Origin of the sequence: Acidovorax sp. Root275, from assembly GCF_001428965.1 — a bacterium.
GTDB lineage: Bacteria > Pseudomonadota > Gammaproteobacteria > Burkholderiales > Burkholderiaceae_C > Acidovorax > Acidovorax radicis.
The window spans coordinates 51,679-68,691 of the sequence record NZ_LMJH01000005.1; the positions used below are offsets into that span (position 1 = coordinate 51,679).

Annotated in this window: 17 protein-coding genes; 5 read left to right on the forward strand and 12 right to left on the reverse strand. The window is 66.5% G+C overall.

The window, feature by feature from the left end:
* The first annotated feature begins 58 nt into the window (after nt 1–58).
* Both pcnB and folK read left to right on the forward strand, forming a co-directional pair.
* Nucleotides 59–1,663, forward strand: a complete 1,605-nt coding sequence (gene pcnB, locus ASE52_RS08400; RefSeq protein WP_057225379.1) for a polynucleotide adenylyltransferase PcnB — start codon at nt 59–61, stop codon at nt 1,661–1,663.
* A gap of 47 nt (nt 1,664–1,710) precedes the next feature.
* Complete coding sequence (gene folK / locus ASE52_RS08405) at nt 1,711–2,241, forward strand: 2-amino-4-hydroxy-6-hydroxymethyldihydropteridine diphosphokinase (RefSeq protein ID WP_057225567.1); 531 nt, start codon at nt 1,711–1,713, stop codon at nt 2,239–2,241.
* Nucleotides 2,242–2,574: 333 nt separating this feature from the next.
* On the opposite strand, the gene ASE52_RS08410 is transcribed toward folK, so the two are convergent.
* Nucleotides 2,575–3,210, reverse strand: a complete 636-nt coding sequence (locus ASE52_RS08410) for a cysteine hydrolase family protein (RefSeq protein WP_010459254.1) — start codon at nt 3,208–3,210, stop codon at nt 2,575–2,577.
* Between the two features lie 124 nt (nt 3,211–3,334).
* Between ASE52_RS08410 and ASE52_RS08415 the strand changes: the two genes are divergently transcribed.
* Nucleotides 3,335–4,336 (forward strand): helix-turn-helix domain-containing protein, encoded by a 1,002-nt coding sequence (locus tag ASE52_RS08415; RefSeq protein ID WP_057225381.1) that lies wholly within the window; start codon nt 3,335–3,337, stop codon nt 4,334–4,336.
* Between the two features lie 186 nt (nt 4,337–4,522).
* On the opposite strand, the gene ASE52_RS08420 is transcribed toward ASE52_RS08415, so the two are convergent.
* From ASE52_RS08420 to ASE52_RS08435, 4 genes are read right to left on the reverse strand one after another with little or no spacing between them, the layout of a single operon-like run.
* Entirely contained in the window at nt 4,523–5,512 is a 990-nt protein-coding gene (locus tag ASE52_RS08420) for a tripartite tricarboxylate transporter substrate binding protein (RefSeq protein WP_057225569.1), read from the reverse strand.
* Nucleotides 5,513–5,567: 55 nt separating this feature from the next.
* A complete protein-coding gene (locus tag ASE52_RS08425; protein ID WP_057225383.1) occupies nt 5,568–6,239 on the reverse strand; it encodes a response regulator in 672 nt (223 codons plus the stop codon).
* Complete coding sequence (locus ASE52_RS08430) at nt 6,236–8,458, reverse strand: PAS domain S-box protein (RefSeq protein WP_057225571.1); 2,223 nt, start codon at nt 8,456–8,458, stop codon at nt 6,236–6,238. Before ASE52_RS08430 ends, ASE52_RS08425 begins: the two co-directional genes overlap by 4 nt.
* Before the next feature lie 11 nt (nt 8,459–8,469).
* Entirely contained in the window at nt 8,470–9,534 is a 1,065-nt protein-coding gene (locus ASE52_RS08435) for a CDP-6-deoxy-delta-3,4-glucoseen reductase (RefSeq protein WP_057225385.1), read from the reverse strand.
* A gap of 49 nt (nt 9,535–9,583) precedes the next feature.
* On the opposite strand from ASE52_RS08435, the gene ASE52_RS08440 reads away from it, so the two are divergent.
* Nucleotides 9,584–10,534 (forward strand): SDR family oxidoreductase, encoded by a 951-nt coding sequence (locus ASE52_RS08440; RefSeq protein ID WP_057225387.1) that lies wholly within the window; start codon nt 9,584–9,586, stop codon nt 10,532–10,534.
* A gap of 30 nt (nt 10,535–10,564) precedes the next feature.
* Here the strand turns inward: ASE52_RS08440 and ASE52_RS08445 are convergent, their stop codons facing one another.
* The 7 genes from ASE52_RS08445 to ASE52_RS08475 form a co-directional block, all read right to left on the reverse strand.
* Nucleotides 10,565–11,302, reverse strand: coding sequence for a DUF4124 domain-containing protein (locus ASE52_RS08445; protein WP_057225389.1), 738 nt, complete (start codon nt 11,300–11,302; stop codon nt 10,565–10,567).
* 68 nt (nt 11,303–11,370) lie between these two features.
* The gene (locus ASE52_RS08450) at nt 11,371–11,910 is read right to left on the reverse strand and encodes a hypothetical protein (protein ID WP_029413205.1); all 540 of its coding nucleotides are present in this window, start codon (nt 11,908–11,910) and stop codon (nt 11,371–11,373) included.
* Nucleotides 11,911–12,242: 332 nt separating this feature from the next.
* Nucleotides 12,243–13,202, reverse strand: a complete 960-nt coding sequence (locus ASE52_RS08455; protein ID WP_010459269.1) for a chemotaxis protein — start codon at nt 13,200–13,202, stop codon at nt 12,243–12,245.
* 163 nt (nt 13,203–13,365) lie between these two features.
* A complete protein-coding gene (locus ASE52_RS08460; RefSeq protein WP_057225390.1) occupies nt 13,366–13,671 on the reverse strand; it encodes an antibiotic biosynthesis monooxygenase in 306 nt (101 codons plus the stop codon).
* 111 nt (nt 13,672–13,782) lie between these two features.
* Nucleotides 13,783–14,646: a LysR family transcriptional regulator gene (locus ASE52_RS08465; RefSeq protein WP_010459273.1), complete on the reverse strand. Its 864-nt coding sequence runs from the start codon at nt 14,644–14,646 to the stop codon at nt 13,783–13,785.
* A gap of 26 nt (nt 14,647–14,672) precedes the next feature.
* The gene (locus tag ASE52_RS08470) at nt 14,673–15,077 is read right to left on the reverse strand and encodes a hypothetical protein (RefSeq protein WP_010459275.1); all 405 of its coding nucleotides are present in this window, start codon (nt 15,075–15,077) and stop codon (nt 14,673–14,675) included.
* Between the two features lie 189 nt (nt 15,078–15,266).
* Complete coding sequence (locus tag ASE52_RS08475) at nt 15,267–16,169, reverse strand: LysR family transcriptional regulator (protein WP_057225392.1); 903 nt, start codon at nt 16,167–16,169, stop codon at nt 15,267–15,269.
* A 120-nt stretch (nt 16,170–16,289) separates the two neighbouring features.
* On the opposite strand from ASE52_RS08475, the gene ASE52_RS08480 reads away from it, so the two are divergent.
* Nucleotides 16,290–16,931 (forward strand): NAD(P)-dependent oxidoreductase, encoded by a 642-nt coding sequence (locus ASE52_RS08480; RefSeq protein WP_010459279.1) that lies wholly within the window; start codon nt 16,290–16,292, stop codon nt 16,929–16,931.
* Nucleotides 16,932–17,013: the final 82 nt, after the last annotated feature.

Sequence of the window (17,013 nt, forward strand, 5' to 3'; positions counted from 1 at the left end):
GCTTTTCAGCCCCCACCAGCCGCCGTTTCGTGCCAGATCTCCTGAATACTCTCACTCCATGATCAAGAAGTTCTTAGACAAACTGATGGGCAAATCGACGCCCGGCACCTCGGGCGGAAAGCCCCATTTCGGCAAGCGCGAAGAGGTGCCTGCCTCGGTCCACGGCATCAACCCCGAGCTGGTGGACCGCCGCGCCGCCGAGGTGGTGGCCACGCTCAAGCAGGCAGGTTTTGAGGCCTACATCGTGGGCGGTGCCGTGCGCGACCTGCTGCTGGGCCTGCGCCCCAAGGACTTTGACGTGGCCACCAACGCCACGCCCGAGCAGGTCAAGGGCCTGTTCCGCCGCGCCTTCATCATCGGCAAGCGTTTTCGCATCGTGCACGTCGTGCATGGCCGGGGGCGCGAACACGAGGTGATCGAGGTCTCCACCTTCCGTGCCTACCTCGACAACGCCGCCGCCGGCCAGGTGGCAGGCAACGAAAAGACCAGCAAGGCCCAGCTGTCGGGCATGCAGCATGCCGTGGACGCCAGTGGCCGCGTGCTGCGCGATAACGTCTGGGGCCCGCAGGACGAAGACGCCACGCGCCGCGACTTCACCGTGAACGCCATGTACTACGACCCGGTGAGCCAGATCGTGGTGGATTACCACAAGGGCTTGCAGGACGCGAAGAAAAAGACGTTGCGCATGATTGGCGACCCCGCCACACGCTACCGCGAAGACCCGGTGCGCATCATCCGCGCCGTGCGGTTTGCGGCCAAGCTCAGTGCCCTGGGCTTCAGCATCGAAGCCAAGACGGCTGCCCCGCTGGTGCAATCGCAGACGTTGCTGGCCGAGGTGCCTCAAAGCCGCATGTTCGACGAGATGCTCAAGCTGCTGCAGACGGGCCACGCGATTGCCACCATCGAGCAGCTGCGCAAGCTGGGCATGGCCAAGGGCATCTACCCGCTGCTGGATGTGGCCGTGGAGCGCGCCGACAGCGCTTTTGTCAAAGCCGCTCTGGTGGACACCGACCGCCGCGTGAACGAGGGCAAGCCCGTGGCCCCGAGCTTCTTGCTGGCCTGCGTGTTGTGGGAAGACGTGCGCAATGGTTGGACGGAACGCCTGAACCAGCGCCAGCACCCCCTGCCTGCGCTGCAGGAGGCCATCGACGAGGTGTTCGACAAGCGGATTGGTGACGTGTCCGGCCGGGGCAAGCTGGCGGCCGACATGCGCGAGATCTGGGTCATGCAGCCCCGCTTTGAAAAGCGCGTGGGCAGTACGCCGTTTGGCATGGTCATGCAGCCGCGCTTTCGCGCCGGGTTCGACTTCATGCGCTTGCGCGCCGATGTGGGCGAGGTCGAAGAGGCGCTGGCCGAATGGTGGCAGGACTTCCAGGCGGCCGACGACGAGCGCCGCGAAGACCTGATGGACCAGGCCCGCGAAGAGCAGAAGGCTCGCCAGAAGGCCCAACCCGTGGTCAAGCGCGTGCCCCGCGCCGCGCCTGCCGCCGACCCGCGCGGTCTGCCAAGTGCCGAAGGTGCTGCGCCAGATGCCGGACCAGCCGACGGCGACGCCGCGTTTCCATACGAAGGCAGCGCCCCCAAGAAGCGCCGCCGCCGCCGTCGCAAGCCGGGCGGGGCCGGTGGTGGCGAAGGCGCCGCACCCGCCGCTGCGGGCGAGTGACGCAGCAAGCCTTGGCAGTGTCCGTGGCTGAGTGGCCCAACTCCGGGGTGGATGGCGTCAATGACCGCACCGAGGGGGACCGCCCCGCAGTATCCGTATTCATCGGCCTGGGCGCCAACCTGGGTGACCGCAAGGCCGCCCTGCGCGCCGCCCTGGCTGCCATCGTCCGGTTGCCCGGCACGCAGTTGCTGCGTGTGTCGCCGCTCTACGGCAGCGCACCGGTCGATGCCGGTGGCCCGGACTACCTGAACGCCGTCGCCGAGCTGGCTACCACGCAGGCGCCCCAGGCGCTGCTGAAGGCCCTGCAAACCATCGAACAAGCCGCCGGTCGTGAGCGCCCCTACCGCAACGCCCCGCGCACGCTCGACCTGGACATCCTGTGGTTCGGCGGCCAGGTCATCGACACCCCCGAACTCGCTGTGCCCCACCCCCGCATGGCCGAGCGCGCGTTCGTGTTGCACCCGCTGGCCGACCTGGCACCGGAGCGCGTGGATGCCGCGTGGCTGCAGGCCGTGGCGACGCAAGACATTCACGTGCTGGAAGGGCCGCACTGGGCGGCAGACCTGACGCCGGTGTAGGTTGCTCCTGAAATAGGAGCTACTGGCGCTTTCTCAATAAGCGCTAGAGGCCAAAAACACCTGAATTTTCGGTTGCCTGCCGTTGGACGAATGGCATTTCTCACCCATCCACTGCACCCGTTCATCGCAGTCGCCGGCAACTGGCGCAGCCCACCCCCGTGCCGCCGTGGAACCGGCTCCGCCAGGCCACCGGAGGCTCTCTCCCTCTGGGCTGAGGGCTGCGGCTCCAAGCCTGCCTGCGCAGGCTTGGGTGTGCCCGAAGAGACGCAGCCTCCGCGGCGGCGGTGGCACCGAGGCGCCGCAGGCGACTCAGGGGGCTGCTCTTTCTGGGGGTTACCCCTTTCTAGCGCGTTGGTTCGACGCAAACACGTTGTCCTTGGGCAAAGCCTGGCCGGCCTGCACGGCCGCCACCCAGTCGCGGGTCGAAGCGGCGGCGGCAAAGTTGCTGTGGAACACCACGCTGAAGACGCGGTGGATTTCTTCGGCGCTGGCGCTACCTGCCGCGTTGGCATAGGGCAGAGCGCCGCTTGCGTCGCTCAAAAACTCCACCCCCAGGCCCCGGTGCGAGGCTTCGTAGATGGTGCTGGCGTCGCAGTTGTGCGTCATGTAGCCCACCACGGTCAGGGTGTCGATGCCGCGCTCTGTCAGCCATTCGGCCAGGCCGGTGTTCGTGAAGACACTCGCGAAGTTTTTCTCGATATGGTGGTCGGCGGGGCGGCGTGCCACCTCGGGGTGCAGCTGCCAGCGCTCGGTGGCCTTGTCGAACACCGGCGCACCCGACGGCGCGGTGTGCTGCACCACCACCACGGGCACGCCCGCGGCCTGGGCGGCATCCATTGCACGGGTGATATTGGGCAGGGTTTCGGCCACGGGTGGGTATTCGATGGGCAGGTTGCCGCCCGCGAAATACTCGTTTTGCACGTCGATGACGATCAGGGCGCGGCGGGGGGTGGTGTTGGAAGAGGTCATGGTCACGGTCCTTGGAAGATGAAGAAAAAAGTGGGTTGTGTGGAAGGGATAGGGTGAATTGTTCGCGCTTCGGCCAGTTGTCGAAAGTGGCTTGATTGACACTCATCGATAGAATCAGGCCATCATGCCCACCCCTGCCCAACCTGACACCCACCCTGTTTCTCCCCTTGTCCCGGATACCGTCGCGGTGGTGGCTTTTGACGGCATCAGCCCTTTTCACCTCTCGGTGCCCTGCCTGGTCTTTGGCGAGGACCGCACGGCAGAGGGGGTGCACCGCTACCGGCTGGTGGTGTGTGGTGTGGAACCTGGCCCGCTGCGCACCTCCGCTGGCTTTGGCATCGATGTGGGCCATGGCCTCAAGGTGCTGCAGCGTGCGCAGACCATCGTGGTGCCCTCGTGGCGCGATGACCTGGCACCTGTGCCCCCTGCGTTGCGGGCCGCGCTGCGGGCCGCGCACCGTCGCGGGGCGCGCATCGTGGGCTTGTGCCTGGGGGCCTTCGTGCTGGCCGACGCGGGGCTGCTGGATGGCCGGGCCGCCACCACGCACTGGGCGCTGGCAGCGGAATTCGCGCGGCGCTATCCGCAGGTGCAGCTCAGGCCCGAGGTTCTGTACGTGGAGGACGGCCTGGTGCTCACTTCGGCCGGCACCGCGGCGGGCATCGACTGCTGCCTGCACCTTCTGCGCCAGCAGCATGGGGCTGAGGCTGCCAACCGCGCTGCGCGCCGCATGGTGGTCGCCCCCCACCGGCAGGGCGGGCAGGCGCAGTACATCCAGCAGCCGGTAGCCCCCTCGGTGCGCGGCGACCGGCTGGCACCGCTGCTGCAGTGGCTGGGCGAGCACCTGCACGAGACGCACACCCTGGAGGCCTTGGCCGAGCGCGCGGTGATGAGCCCGCGCACCTTCACCCGGCGCTTTCGGCAGTCCACCGGAACCACCGTGGGCCATTGGCTGCAGAACCAGCGCATCGCCCTCGCGCAGCGCCTGCTGGAGGGCGGGGACCAGTCCATCGAAGCCGTGGCCGTCGAAGCGGGGTTTGGTTCGGCGGTGTCGTTGCGGCAGCACTTCTCGGCCAGCGTGGGCATTGCGCCCTCGGCCTACCGGCGACAGTTTCGGCATCCTGAATAAATTATTGCTATAAAATTTGTAGCAATGTTTTACCGCTGGACTGGCGGTAGGGGCAATTTTTATTCAAGAAAATCTACCAATCCTCCAACACTGGCGTGCCGCAAGCCAGTGCACCCGTGGAACTGGCTTCGCCAGGCCACCGGGTGCGTCCCCCTTCAGGGGGAAGCGGCGCAGCCGCTCAGGGGGTCAGTCGACCTTTGCCCCGGAGGCCTTCACCACCTGCTGGTACTTGGCGCGCTCGGTGGCCATGAAGCTGTCGAACTGCTGGGGGGTGGTGGGCACGGGCTCGGCCAGCAGGGCGCCGAAGCGGGTCTTGGTCTCGGGCGCATTGAGGGCTGCCACAAATGCCTTGTTCAGCTTGTCGATGATGGGCTTGGGCGTGGCCGCAGGCGCCACCAGGCCCCACCAGGTGTCGATGGAAAAGCCCTTGAACGTGGCAGACAGCGGTGGCACGCCCGGCAGCGAGGCCGAGGCGTCGAGCGAGGTTACCGCCAAGGCCTTGAGCTTGCCCGCCCGGATGTTGGGCGCGGCGGCCGCCAGGTTGTCGATGTTGAAGTCCACCTCGCCCGCCAGCAGGGCCAGTTGCGCAGGATTGGCGCCCCGGTAGGGGATGTGCAGCGCAAAGATGCCTGCGCGCTGCTTGAACATCTCGCCCGCCAGGTGGCCGGCGCTGCCGTTGCCGCCGCTGCCGTAGTTGAGCTTGGCGGGGTTGGCCTTGGCGTAGGCGATCAGGTCGGCCACGGTGTGGATCTTGAGCTGCTCGGCCTTGGCCGCGTTGATGACCAGCACATTGGGCACGCGCACCATCTGCGTGATGGCCGCGAAATCCTTGGCCGAGTCGTAAGGCATCTTGGAATACAGCCAGGGGTTCACTGCGTGGGTGGCCGTGGCGGCGATGCCGATGGTCAGGCCGTCTGGCGCGGCCTTGGCAATGGCGTCGGCGCCGATGTTGCCGCCTGCGCCGCCCTTGTTGTCGATGATCACTGTGCCCAGCGACTCCCGCACGCGCTCGGCCAGCGCACGGGCGGTCACGTCAATGGGCCCGCCGGGGGCATAGGGCACGATCAGGCGGATGGGCTGGCCGGAGTCCTGCGCAAGCGCGACCGAGGCCGCGAAGGGGGATGAAAAAGCCGCTGCAACAGCGGCACTGGCGATGAGGTGGTTTCTGCGGTTCATGGTGCCATTGTGCAAAAAATAATAAGACTGCTTACGAAAACCGGTGGAAGGCCGGTCATGTCGTGCGCGAAGCGCCGTCTGCCAGCCCCAAATCTTCCACCAGCATCCCCAATTCATGCGACGAGCGGATGTCCAGCTTGAGAAAGATGGCGGAGCGGTGCGTGTCCACCGTGCGCGGGTCGATGGGGCGTTCCGGGTCCAGCTGGGCCAGGGCGCGGGCCACCTCCTTGCTGCTGATGCCGGTGGCCAGCAGGCGCGCCACCTCCTGCTGGCGGGGGCTCAGCGTGTTCCAGCGCTCCCGCAAGGTGTTGCGCCGCCGGGCGTGCTGTGCGGTTTCCTGTGACAGGCGTGCAGCCTTGAGCACGGCGGCCAGCAGGGTTTGTTCGTCGCAGGGCTTTTCGAGCCAGTCCACCGCACCTTGCTTGACGGCGGCGACGGCCGAGGCCAACTCGCCATGGGCAGACAGGAACACGGTCTTGAGCACGGCATCGCGTTCGCGCAGGGCATCGAACACCTGCAGGCCGCTCATGCCATCCATGCGCAGGTCCAGCAGCACGCAGCCAGGGTGTGCCAGGTCGGCGCTGGCCAGGAACTCGGGACCGCTGGCAAACGTGCGCGGCATATGACCGCCAGCGAGCAGCAGGGCGGCCAGGGAGTTGCGCACGCCCTCGTCATCGTCCACGACGTAAACATTGGGGGGGGCGGGGATCGGGGGGCTGTCGGTCATGGCGGAGAGGAGAGGCGGGGCAACCGGATTTCAAACACCGCGCCGCCACCGTCCCGGTTGTTGGCCCGCAATTCGCCGCCCATGCTTTCCACAATGGAGCGGCAGATGTTGAGGCCCAGCCCCAAGCCGTCGGAGCGGGTGGTAAAGAAGGGCTCGAACAGCCGCTCGGCGATCTCGGGCGCCAGGCCGGGGCCCCGGTCCAGCACTTCGAGGCTGGCAAACCTTGCATCGGCCGTGGTGCGCAACAGCAGTTCGTGCTCGGTGGGGGGCGTGGCGTGCGTCTGCATGGCCTGCAAGGCATTGAGGCCCAGGTTCAGCACCACCTGTTCGAGCAGCACACGGTCGGCATTCACGTGCAGCGGGCCCTGGGCAAGGTCCAGGCGCACCGCCACCCCGTGTCGCCGTGCTTCGGCGCGCAGCAGCAGGCCCAGCGACTGGTCCACGGCGGCATTGAGGTCGCAGGGCTCGCGGGCCTCTGGATGCTGGCGCACCCAGCGGCGGATGCGCCCGACGATATCGGCTGCGCGCAGGGCCTGGGCGGACAGCGCGGTGAGGCTGTCGTTCAACAGTTCGGTTTTTCCCTGTGCGGCCAGCGAACGCGCTGCGGCCGCATAGTTGACCAGGGCTGCCAGGGGCTGGTTCAGCTCGTGCGCCAGGGTGGACGCCATCTCGCCCACGGTGATCACGCGCTGCACGCGCTGCAGTTGGGCCTCGCGCTGCTGTTGCTGCTCTTCGGCGCGCTTCTGGGCAGTGATGTCCACCACCGAGCTCATCCAGCCAATGTGCTGGCCGTTGCCGTCGATGAGCCGTGTGGTGTAGAACATGGTGTGCACGTCGGAGCCGTTTCTGTGCCGCAACCTGTTCTCGCGGCCCTGGGGCGAGGCCTTGCCGGCCAGCACAGTGTCGCTGTCGTTCCAGTGGCGATCGAGGTCGTCGGGGTGCCAGTAGGGGTAGGGCGGCAGGGAGCCGATGAGTTCGGAGGCAGCGTAGCCCACCATGTCACACATCGCGGCATTCACGTAGACGATGCGGCCCTCGAGGTCGCGGGCGCGCATGCCGACCAGCAACGAGTCTTCCATCGACTGCCTGAACGCCTGCGCCTGCTGCAGCGCGTAGGTGCGTTCGTGCACACGCTGTTCCAGCTCGATGCGGGCCTGGCGGTTCTCGGCCAGTCGTCGTTCGCGCAGCTGCCAGTACAGCGCGCCCAGCACCAGCAGGCCAGAGGCGAGACTGGCGAGCGCCCAGGCCTGCTGCCGGGCCAGGGCAATGGCCTTGCTGTCGGCCGTGAGGGTCAGGGTCCAGCCCAGGTCGGGCAGGCGCTCTTCAAAGGCCAGATAGCGCTTGCCGGTGCCGGGCACGACGATCTCGGTCCCAGGCTGGCTGTCGCGCTGGAGTGTTTGCCAGGGCACGGGTTGTGGTGCCCAGCGCGCGCCATACTGCTCGTCGAACTGCACCTGTTGCACGTCCTGCTCGGGCAGTGAGCGCGTGGTCTTGTACAGCCAGGGGAATACGGAGCCGAGGAAGACGATGCCGCGCTCATCGGTCACAAAGACCGGGTCGCGCAGTTGCGCCCAGGTGTCCACGATGGGCTGCATCCACACCTTCACGGCCACGACGCCGATCACCCGGCCGTTTTCCACCACGGGTGCCGACGCAAAAAGACCCGGCTCGCCGGTGGTCTTGCCAACGCCGTAGAACCGCCCAGGCTGCCCTTGCAGCGCATCGCGGAAATACGGGCGGTTGCCGTAGTTCTGGTTCACGAAACTGGTGGGCGTGTCCCAGTTGCTGGAGGCGACCGTGAGCCCGTCGGTGTTGATCACGTAGAGCGTGTCCGAGCCTGCATTGGCGTTGATGGCCTGCAGGTAGGCGTTGGCAGCGTTGCGCAGTGATTGCGCGCCGGGGTGGTGCAGCAGCTCGGCAATCAACGGCTGCTGTGCTGCTGTGAAGGGCAGATAGCTGTATCGGGTGGCCACGCCGCGCAGGGCCAGGGCCTGCACCTCCCCCGAGCGCCGCAGGTTGTCCCACTGGTTGTCGAGTTCATTGCGGGTCGCCCATTCACCGGCCCCCAGCACCAGCAGCACCGCTAGCCCCACCACGGCCGCCATGGGGCCCGTGCCGCGCAGTGCATTGCGCCAACGCGATCGCAGCCCCTGGGGAGGCGAGGGGGCAGGAGGAGGGGGCGCCGGCGCTGCCGCTGGCTCAGCCGGAGTGGTCGGCATGCGCGCCCCGGTCAACCGCCGTGCTTGTCTGCCTCGGAGGTGAAGGAATCCGCATAGAACTCTTCCTCTGGCAGGCCGCGCTGCGTGCTGTAGGCTGCGCGCGCGGAATCGACCACGATGGGGGCGCCGCAGGCATACACCTGGTGCCCCGAGAGGTCGGCCACATCGTCCATCACCGCCTGGTGCACAAAGCCGGTGCGGCCTGTCCAGCCGTCTTCGGGCAAGGCGTCGGACACCACGGGCACGTAGGTGAGGTGGGGCATGTCGGCCGCACGGGCCAGCACCCAGTCGTGCAGGTACAGATCACCCGGGCGGCGGCCACCCCAATACAGCGTGGTGGGGCGGGTGATGCCCTTGAACTGCATGTGCTCGATCAGCCCCTTGATGGGCGCAAAGCCCGTGCCCGAGGCCAGCAGCACGATGGGTTTGTTGGAATCCTCGCGCAGGAAAAAGCTGCCGAAGGGGCCTTCCACCCGCAGGATTTCCTTTTCCTTCATGGCGCCAAACACATGGTCGGTGAACTTGCCCCCTGGCATGTGGCGGATGTGCAGCTCCACGCCCGGCGTCTCGGCCTGTGTGTGGGGTGCGTTGGCCATCGAGTACGCGCGGCGGGCGCCGTCGCGCAGGATGAATTCGATGTACTGGCCCGCGTGGTAGCGGAAGGTGTCGGCGGCGGGCAGCTGCAGGCGCACCTGCATCACGTCGTGCGATTTTTTCTCCAGCGTCGATACGCGCACCGGCATCTTCTTGATCGGGTAGGCGCTTTCGTCGGTGACCTGGCGTGATTCGAGCACCACGTCGGTCAGTGGCTGCGCGCAGCAGGTCAGCACCAGGCCTGCGGCCTCTTCGTCGGCTGTCAGTGCCTTGGACTGGTGTTCGCCGTGGTGCACGGCGCCGCTGAGCTTCTTGCACTTGCACGAGCCACAGGCGCCGTCCTTGCAGCCATAGGGCAGGCCCACGCCGCTGCGGATGGCGGCGGACAGGATGGCCTCGCCCGCATTGGCACTGAAAGCGCGGCCGCTGGGCTGCACGGTGATCTGGAACGCTGCAGTCGGGGCAGCCTCGGCGCTGGTCATGTTGTGGGTATCCTTGGAATCGTCTCAAGCTAAGCAAACGGAACCGATTTTGCCCTCAAACCAAAACCCCCTCGGCGCCTTGCCAGCGCGCTTTCGCCGCGAACGCCTGTTGATCGTAGGGTGCGGTGATGTGGGTCAACGTGTGGCGCGCGACCTGAACACCGGTCCTGGCGCCGGGCGCTTGCAGGTGCTGGCACTCACGTCCAGTCCCACCCGGGTGCTGGGGCTGCGCAAGCTGGGAGTTCGTCCACTGGTGGGCAACCTGGACGATGCAACCACAGTGCGACGGTTGTCGGGCGTGGCCACCCGGGTGTTGCATCTCGCCCCCCCGCCGGGCGAAGGGGCTGGAGGAAGTGCCTGGTGGCTGGACCCGCGCACGGTGGCGCTGACCCGCATGCTGCGGCAACGCAGCCTGCCGGTGTCCTTGGTCTATGCCTCGACCAGCGGGGTCTATGGCGACTGCCAGGGTGCCTTGGTGCCCGAGACCCGGGCCGTAGCCCCTGGCACTCCGCGGGCGCAGCGCCGGGTGAACGCTGAAGGTGCCGTGCGCCACCTGGGCCGTACCGGAGTGCGGGCCAGCGTGCTGCGCATCCCGGGCATCTACGCGCCGGACCGCGAAGGTGGCACGCCCGAGGCCCGCCTGCGCAGGGGTACACCGGTGCTCGTGCCCGAGGACGACGTGTATACCAACCACATCCATGCCGATGACCTGGCGCGGGCTTGCATGGCCGCCTTGTGGAAAGGGCGGCCACAGCGCACTTACAACGTGAGCGATTCCACCCACATGAAGATGGGCGACTACTTTGACCTGGCCGCCGACCTGTATGGCCTGCCGCGACCCCCGCGTGTGCCGCGCAGCGCTGCGCAGGAGCAACTGTCGCTGATGCTGCTGAGCTTCATGAGCGAGTCACGCCGACTCGACAATCAGCGCATGTTGAGGGAGCTGGGTGTGCGGCTGTGCTACCCCAGCGTGGCCGAGGGGTTGCGAGGGGGCCTGTGAGGTAAGGCCTTTTGCGGGTGGCCTGCTGGATCAGCAGGGTGCTTGGCCGCCGTTCGAGCGGCAGACCCCGCCGGGCCCAGGAAACCGCCCCGGGCCTGCGCGGGGATAGGTGTTGCCCAGGTTGTCGGTGCAGCGAAAGTCGCCACACTGCGTGAGCCGTGGCTGGGGTTGCGGGGTGCCTGCCTGGGGAAACGGGTCGGGGTAGAGGGGGCGGTGCCTGGAGGGCGGAACCACCACGACACGCGGCTGGTTGGCACGGGCCTTTTCGACTTCGGCATAGCCCTGGGGGCCCAGGCAGTCCAGGTCCACCTGCCGCTGGGCTGCTTCCAGCCGCAGTTCCTGTTCATGGGTCGAGCGCGACAGGCCTGCCGCCACCATATCGAAATTGCGGCGCGAGCGCGCACATTCCGGGGAGCGGGCGTAGTCCTGGGGCTGGGGGGCGGTTGCGGCGGCCTGGGCAGCGCGTGCCCGATCCCGCTCGGCGTTGCGGCGCGCCTCGGTCTCTGCGGCTGTGGCCTCGGCCTGCAACCGCTGCTGCTTGCGCTCCAGCGCCTCTGCGGCAAGCTCGCGATCCAGCTGGATTTCTTCGGGTGTTTTGCGCGCTTCCACCTCGCGTACCGCAGAGCCGCCGGCGCAGGCGCCATCGGTATAGGTCACCTTGCCGGTGCGGGCATCTGTGCAGCGCACCACCTGTGCGTGGGCCACTGCGCCCCACCAGGCAGCGCACACACACAGGAATGGAACGAGATGGCGGGTCGGGATGCGCATGGTCTGCAGCCAAGGTGGGCTAAAAAGGTGGCAGTGGGCTCGCCCCTCTCACCCTCTGCCAGGGTTGGTCAGGGTTTGTCGGGGTTATTGGACTGCTGGCGGGAGCGCCAGTCCTGGGGGTGCGGCGTGTAGCTGCCTGGTGCCATGCGGCCGGGCTGGGCTTCGCGGTTGCGGCGGTCGTCGGCGGCACGGCGGTCGCGTTCAGCCTGGTCGCGCAGGGCCTGGTCACGGTCGCGCTGGCGGCGGTCGGCCTCGCGGGCCTGCTGGTCGCGGCGGTCGCGCTCGCGTTCCCGGGCCTGCCGGTCGCGCTCGGCACGTTCCCGTTCGCGTTCCCGCTCTCTCCAGTCACCGCGGTTGCGGTCGCGCTCCCAGCGGTCATCCCGGTCGCGTCCGCCGTAGTAAATGACGGGAGGGGGTGCGGAATAAGCGGGGTAAACCGGCTGTGGGCTGGAATACACCGGGGGGGCGTTGCTGTGGATGTAGCCTGGCTGCTCGTAGACCCGGTACGGCGCTGGCTCGTAATACGGGTCACCCGGCACCGTGGCGCAGCCGGTTACCGCGGCGCCCAGAACCGCGACAGAAATAAGGCGGGCGAGTGTGTATGTCATGCTGGTCAGACCCTGGCAAGGCGTGGCCGTTCCACCCTGCTCGTAAAGCCCCCGAAAAGCACCCCGGCGGGGTGTTACAAGTTTCGAAGGCTTGCGCATTAAAGCCGCTCCCAATGTAGCGCGTGGGCCTGCGGTTTGGTTGACCTGCATGCCGATGTGCAGGGTAGGACGGCGCCTATTGTCCCGCCCGCTGGTGCGGGAGGCACGGGTGAGAAGTATCAAAAATGATAGCTATCGGTTGTTATGCGAAAAGCGATAGCGGCCAATTTCTATTCGATTTCTCACCGCGGCCAGACGCGGCACCCACTTCAGGCGAGCTTCCTCAATGGTCTTTACTTGGGCAACACCCGGCGGATGGTCTCTGCCAGATCTTCGGCCACAAACTTGGCAACGTAGCCGTCGGCCCCGACGCTGCGCACGTGGTCTTCATTGGCCGAGCCCGACAGCGAAGAGTGGATGACCACGGGCAGTCCATGAAAGCGCGAGTCCTGCTTGATGTTGCGTGTCAGGGTAAACCCGTCCATCTCTGGCATTTCCAGGTCGGTCAGCACCATGGCGACACGGTCCAGCACACTCTTGCCTTCGGCTTCGGCACTCTTTGCAATGGCGTTGAGGCGGTCCCAGGCTTCCTTGCCCGATTTCACCATTTCATAGGGGGCCTTGAGCACTTTGAGTTCTTGCTCGATGAGCGAGCGCGCTACAAACGAGTCGTCTGCCGCCAGGATGATGGTGCCCGGCTTGAGCACCAGCTTGGCTCCGACTTTTTCTTCGGTGACTTCATGACCGTCCGAGGGCGACACCATCTGCAGGATGGCTTCCACGTCCAGCACCTGGGCCAGGCGGGATTCGTCGGTATTGCCGTCCAGGCGGGCAATGCTGGTGACCAGCTTGCCAGCGGCGCCGCTGGTTTCGGCCGAGAGCACCTGCTTCCAGTCCAGGCGCACGATGTCTTCCACCGATTCCACCGCAAACGCCTGCGTGGTGCGCGCGTACTCGGTCACCAGCATGATGTTCAGGCCGGTCTGGGGCTTGCAGCCCACGATGGCGGGCAGGTCCAGCACCGGGATCACCTGGCCGCGCAGGTTGACCACGCCCAGCGAGTACTGCGTCGTGCCCGCAATCGGCGTGATGCTGGGCATGGCCACGATCTCGCGGATCTTGAACACGTTGATGCCAAACAGCTCGGACTTGCCCAGCGCACTGTCGGTGCCCAGGCGAAACAGCAGCAGCTCGAACTTGTTGGTGCTGGTGAGGTTGGTCCGCTCGTCGATGTCCTGCTGCACTGCTTTCATGATGGGTCCTTCGCGCAGAAAAGAAGAAGATACGCGCGTTTACAAATTCTAGGATCAGAACGGCATGCGCAGTGGGCTAAATGTTCAGGCAATACCCGAATAGTGCACCGCAGCATCGTGGCGTGGCAGCGCCGTCACAGGTCGGGTGGCGCGGGGGGGCGATTCAGGCCATGGGTGGCAGGGCCACTCGCTCAAAGTGCACCACCGAGGGGAACGGGTCGTAGAAGTGGTGCAGCAGCTTTTTCCATTCCTGGTATTGCGCCGACTGGCGAAAACCGATCTCGTGGTCTTCGAGCGTGGCCCAGCGCACCAGCAGCACGTAGTCCTGCGGGCGTTCCAGGCAGAGGCCCAGCTCGTGCGACAGATAGCCGGGCATGGAGGCAATGATCCGTTGCGCCTGGGTAAAGGCCTGCTCGAAGGCGGCGTTCTGGCCGGGGCGAATGGTGAGGTGGGCGATTTCGAGAACCATGGTGGTCAGTGGCGCGCTGCGCAGGATGGAGGTGCCCCCTTTTTACTGCATGGACCAGCTGAAAGGACCGTGTGCAGCAACCCGCTCGCTTCCCGCAAGCACAGGGTGGGCTCAGGCAACGCTGCTCTGGGGGATCGCGGATGCCTTCAAGCTGTCGGCCAGGCGGCCCAGCAGTGCAAGCATGGGCGCATCCGATGCATCGCACGCCAGACCCAGGTGGCGCGAGAACGCCAGGGGCCCATCCAGCGGCCGCGTGACCGAGCGGCGTGCATGCGCCGCATGGGACTGAGGCACCACCGCCACGCCCAGGCCGCTGTCCACCATGTGCAGCAGAAGCTCTTCGCGCGCGGCACTGGCCTGCACCTCCAGGGCAATGCCGCGCTCGGCCAGCAGGCGAATGAACGACTGGTGCAGCGGGCAGTAGGGCCACTCGAGAAGCGGCACACCCTGCAGGTCAGCCATGCCGAATTTTTTCTTGAAGCGCAATGGATGCTGTTCGGGCAAGAGCATCACATAGGGCTCGCGCCACAAAGACACGAAGGTGTCGCCAGGCGGCTTGCAATGCTCCGCCACCAGGCGCAGCCGCGCCTCTTGCGCACTGGCAGTGAGCCGGACCAGCGTGTTGGGCAGGAGGTCGGCAATCTGCGCAAACAGCGGCGCGGCCGGGCCCACCATCAAATCGTCCTGCAGGAACACGCCCAGCGTTTCGCGTGGCGCGTCGCGAAAGTCGCGCACCATGGCGCTGGATTGCGCCAGCAGGCTGCAGGCGCGCGGGTACAGACGGTGGGCGGCGGGGGTGGGCGCCAGGCCCTGGCGGCTGCGCTCGAACAGCACGGTGTCGAGCGCATCCTCCAGCCCCTTGATGGCCATGCTGATCGACGGCTGTGCCACAAAGCAGCGGCGCGCCGCCGTGGTCACGGAACGTTCTTCGTAGGCCGCCACAAAGTAGCCGAGGGCGCGCAGGTCAAACAGCATGCAGGTTTCAGGGGCCGAGGCGGCAGTCAGGTCGGGGTGATGGTGGTGACGGTTTCGCGGAAGTAGTCGAGCTGGCCGTTTTGTGAGTGGCTCACGATCCAGGTCAGCGATTCCACTTCGCGCTGTTGTACCGCATAAAAGAAACGCTGGTGGAATTGTGTGATCACCCAGTCGTTGCCCAGGGGCTGGCTGTGGGTATGCACGATTTTTGTGCCACGCGGAAAAATCTCGGTGCCCAGGCGCTGCACCACGGCCAGCAGGTCGGCCTTGTTGCGGGCGACTTGCCAGCTGGTGTCTGCGTCATCGCGGTAGTGGTCGATGCGGAAATCCATGTCATCGGCAACGCTGCCCAGCAGCGTGGGCACGTCGCCTTTTTCAAAGGCGGCCAGCACGCGGTCGATGGGGAAGTTTGTGGTGGGGTTGGTCGTCATGTGTGCGCTCCAGTCGGGGGGTTAAAGGCTCAGAAGCAGGTTCTGGGAGGCGACTGTAGGCAGCACGCGCGGCCCGCACAACGATGGAATTTGTGGGCTGAAACGATAAAAAAATGATGGATAAAAAGTGAATGCAGTCTTGCTGCGGGAGAAAGCGCCGAAGGCAGCTGCTTCGGGGCTGCTCCCATCTCATTCCGTGACGCCAGGCACCTGGCCCAGATAGCGGTGCAGCGCCGCGATGGCCTGGCGCACCTTGGCGGGCTGGGCATCGCGCTGGGGTGTCACCGCCCAGATGTCCAGCGTGCCAAACGACCAGTCGGGCAGCAGCCGCACCAGCCGCCCGGCCTGCAGCGCATCGTGCGAATCCATGCTGCCCACCAAAGCCAGGCCCAGCCCGGCCTCGCACATCTGCTGGATCGAAAGCTGGTTGTTGCTGGCAATGCGCGGCTCCACCCGCAAGGCCCGGGGATCGCCCGTGGGGCTGCGCAGATCGATCAGCAGGCCGCCGTTCTCGCGCGCAAAGCCCAGCCAGCTGTGCGACAGCAGCGCGTCTGGGTGCTGCGGCATGCCGTGGGCCGCCACCCAGCCGGGCGACGCGCACAGATACCACTGCATGCCACCCAGGCGCCGCGCCGCCCAGGTGGAATCGGCCAGACGTCCATAGCGCACGGCCAGGTCGATGCGCGCATTGATGAGGTCGATGGTGGAGTCGTCCACCAGCAGCCGCAGGCGCAGCGCCGGGTGGGCCGCCAGCAGCTCTCCCAGCGCCGGCGCAATGTGCCGGGCAAAGCCCACCGTGGCCGACAGGCGCAGCTCGCCGCTGGGCGCATCGCGTGACGCTGCCAGTTCTGCGCGTGCCTGGTCGGCTGCGGCACACATGGCCGCACAGCGGGCGTGGTAGCGCTGGCCCGCCTCGGTAAGTGCCAGCTTGCGCGTGGAGCGGTGCAGCAGGGTGACGCCGCCGTCGCTTTCGAGCTTGCGCACCTGCTGGCTCACGGCCGAGGTGCTCATGCCCAAAGCGCGGGCTGCACCGCTCATCGAGCCGTACTGCACCACGGCGGCAAATACCGCCATGCGTTTGAGGTCTTCCATGGGTGAAAAAACGTGATTGTGAAGTTGAGCTTCAAAGAGAAGGCAGTTTTAGCCATCTACCACCCGCTTTGACAAGCTCCTATTCTCACTGCATCGCAACTTTGAAACCAAGGACACCGTATGAACATCGCCCTGATTGGCGCCTCTGGCTTTGTCGGCTCTGCCGTGCTGAATGAACTGCTGCAACGCGGCCACCGCGTGACCGTACTGGCCCGCAGCCCCGCCAAGCTCGCCGCCCGTGAAGGCCTCACGGTGGTCGCGGCCGACGCACAAGACGCCGCCCAGGTCGCCAAGGCCGCTGCGGGCCACGATGCCGTGGTGAGCGCCTACAACCCGGGCTGGGAGAACCCCAACATCCACGACGAATTCCTGAAGGGCACCCGCGCCATCATCGACGGCACCAAGGCGGCTGGCGTGCGTCGCTTCCTCATGGTGGGCGGCGCCGGCAGCCTGTTTGTGGCGCCCGGCCTGCAATTGGTGGACACGCCCCAGTTCCCCGCCGAATGGAAGCAGGGCGCCCTGGCCGCCCGCGAAACGCTGAACTGGATCCGTACCGAAAACACGCTGGACTGGACCTTCCTGTCGCCCCCCATCCTGCTGCAGCCCGGTGAACGCACCGGCCAGTACCGACTGGGTGATGAGGCACCGCTGATGAATGGCGACCAGCCTGGCAGCATCAGCGTGGCCGACCTGGCCGTGGCCATTGCCGACGAACTGGAAACGCCCCGCCATGTGCAGAAGCGGTTCACGGTGGCGAGCTGAAACGCCAACGGATGGGAAACAGGCGGGAGTCAGGCGCCGGCAGGGCATAAGACTCCTTTTTTGATAGCTGCTAGCGCTTTAT

Coding starts and splice junctions, on each gene's coding strand:
- pcnB (WP_057225379.1), top strand. CDS start 59: ATGATCAAGAAGTTCTTAGACAAACTGATGGGCAAATCGACGCCCGGC.
- ASE52_RS08410 (WP_010459254.1), bottom strand. CDS start 3,210: ATGACCTCTTCCAACACCACCCCCCGCCGCGCCCTGATCGTCATCGAC.
- ASE52_RS08415 (WP_057225381.1), top strand. CDS start 3,335: ATGCCCACCCCTGCCCAACCTGACACCCACCCTGTTTCTCCCCTTGTC.
- ASE52_RS08420 (WP_057225569.1), bottom strand. CDS start 5,512: ATGAACCGCAGAAACCACCTCATCGCCAGTGCCGCTGTTGCAGCGGCT.
- ASE52_RS08425 (WP_057225383.1), bottom strand. CDS start 6,239: ATGACCGACAGCCCCCCGATCCCCGCCCCCCCCAATGTTTACGTCGTG.
- ASE52_RS08430 (WP_057225571.1), bottom strand. CDS start 8,458: ATGCCGACCACTCCGGCTGAGCCAGCGGCAGCGCCGGCGCCCCCTCCT.
- ASE52_RS08435 (WP_057225385.1), bottom strand. CDS start 9,534: ATGACCAGCGCCGAGGCTGCCCCGACTGCAGCGTTCCAGATCACCGTG.
- ASE52_RS08445 (WP_057225389.1), bottom strand. CDS start 11,302: ATGCGCATCCCGACCCGCCATCTCGTTCCATTCCTGTGTGTGTGCGCT.
- ASE52_RS08450 (WP_029413205.1), bottom strand. CDS start 11,910: ATGACATACACACTCGCCCGCCTTATTTCTGTCGCGGTTCTGGGCGCC.
- ASE52_RS08455 (WP_010459269.1), bottom strand. CDS start 13,202: ATGAAAGCAGTGCAGCAGGACATCGACGAGCGGACCAACCTCACCAGC.
- ASE52_RS08460 (WP_057225390.1), bottom strand. CDS start 13,671: ATGGTTCTCGAAATCGCCCACCTCACCATTCGCCCCGGCCAGAACGCC.
- ASE52_RS08465 (WP_010459273.1), bottom strand. CDS start 14,646: ATGCTGTTTGACCTGCGCGCCCTCGGCTACTTTGTGGCGGCCTACGAA.
- ASE52_RS08470 (WP_010459275.1), bottom strand. CDS start 15,077: ATGACGACCAACCCCACCACAAACTTCCCCATCGACCGCGTGCTGGCC.
- ASE52_RS08475 (WP_057225392.1), bottom strand. CDS start 16,169: ATGGAAGACCTCAAACGCATGGCGGTATTTGCCGCCGTGGTGCAGTAC.
- ASE52_RS08480 (WP_010459279.1), top strand. CDS start 16,290: ATGAACATCGCCCTGATTGGCGCCTCTGGCTTTGTCGGCTCTGCCGTG.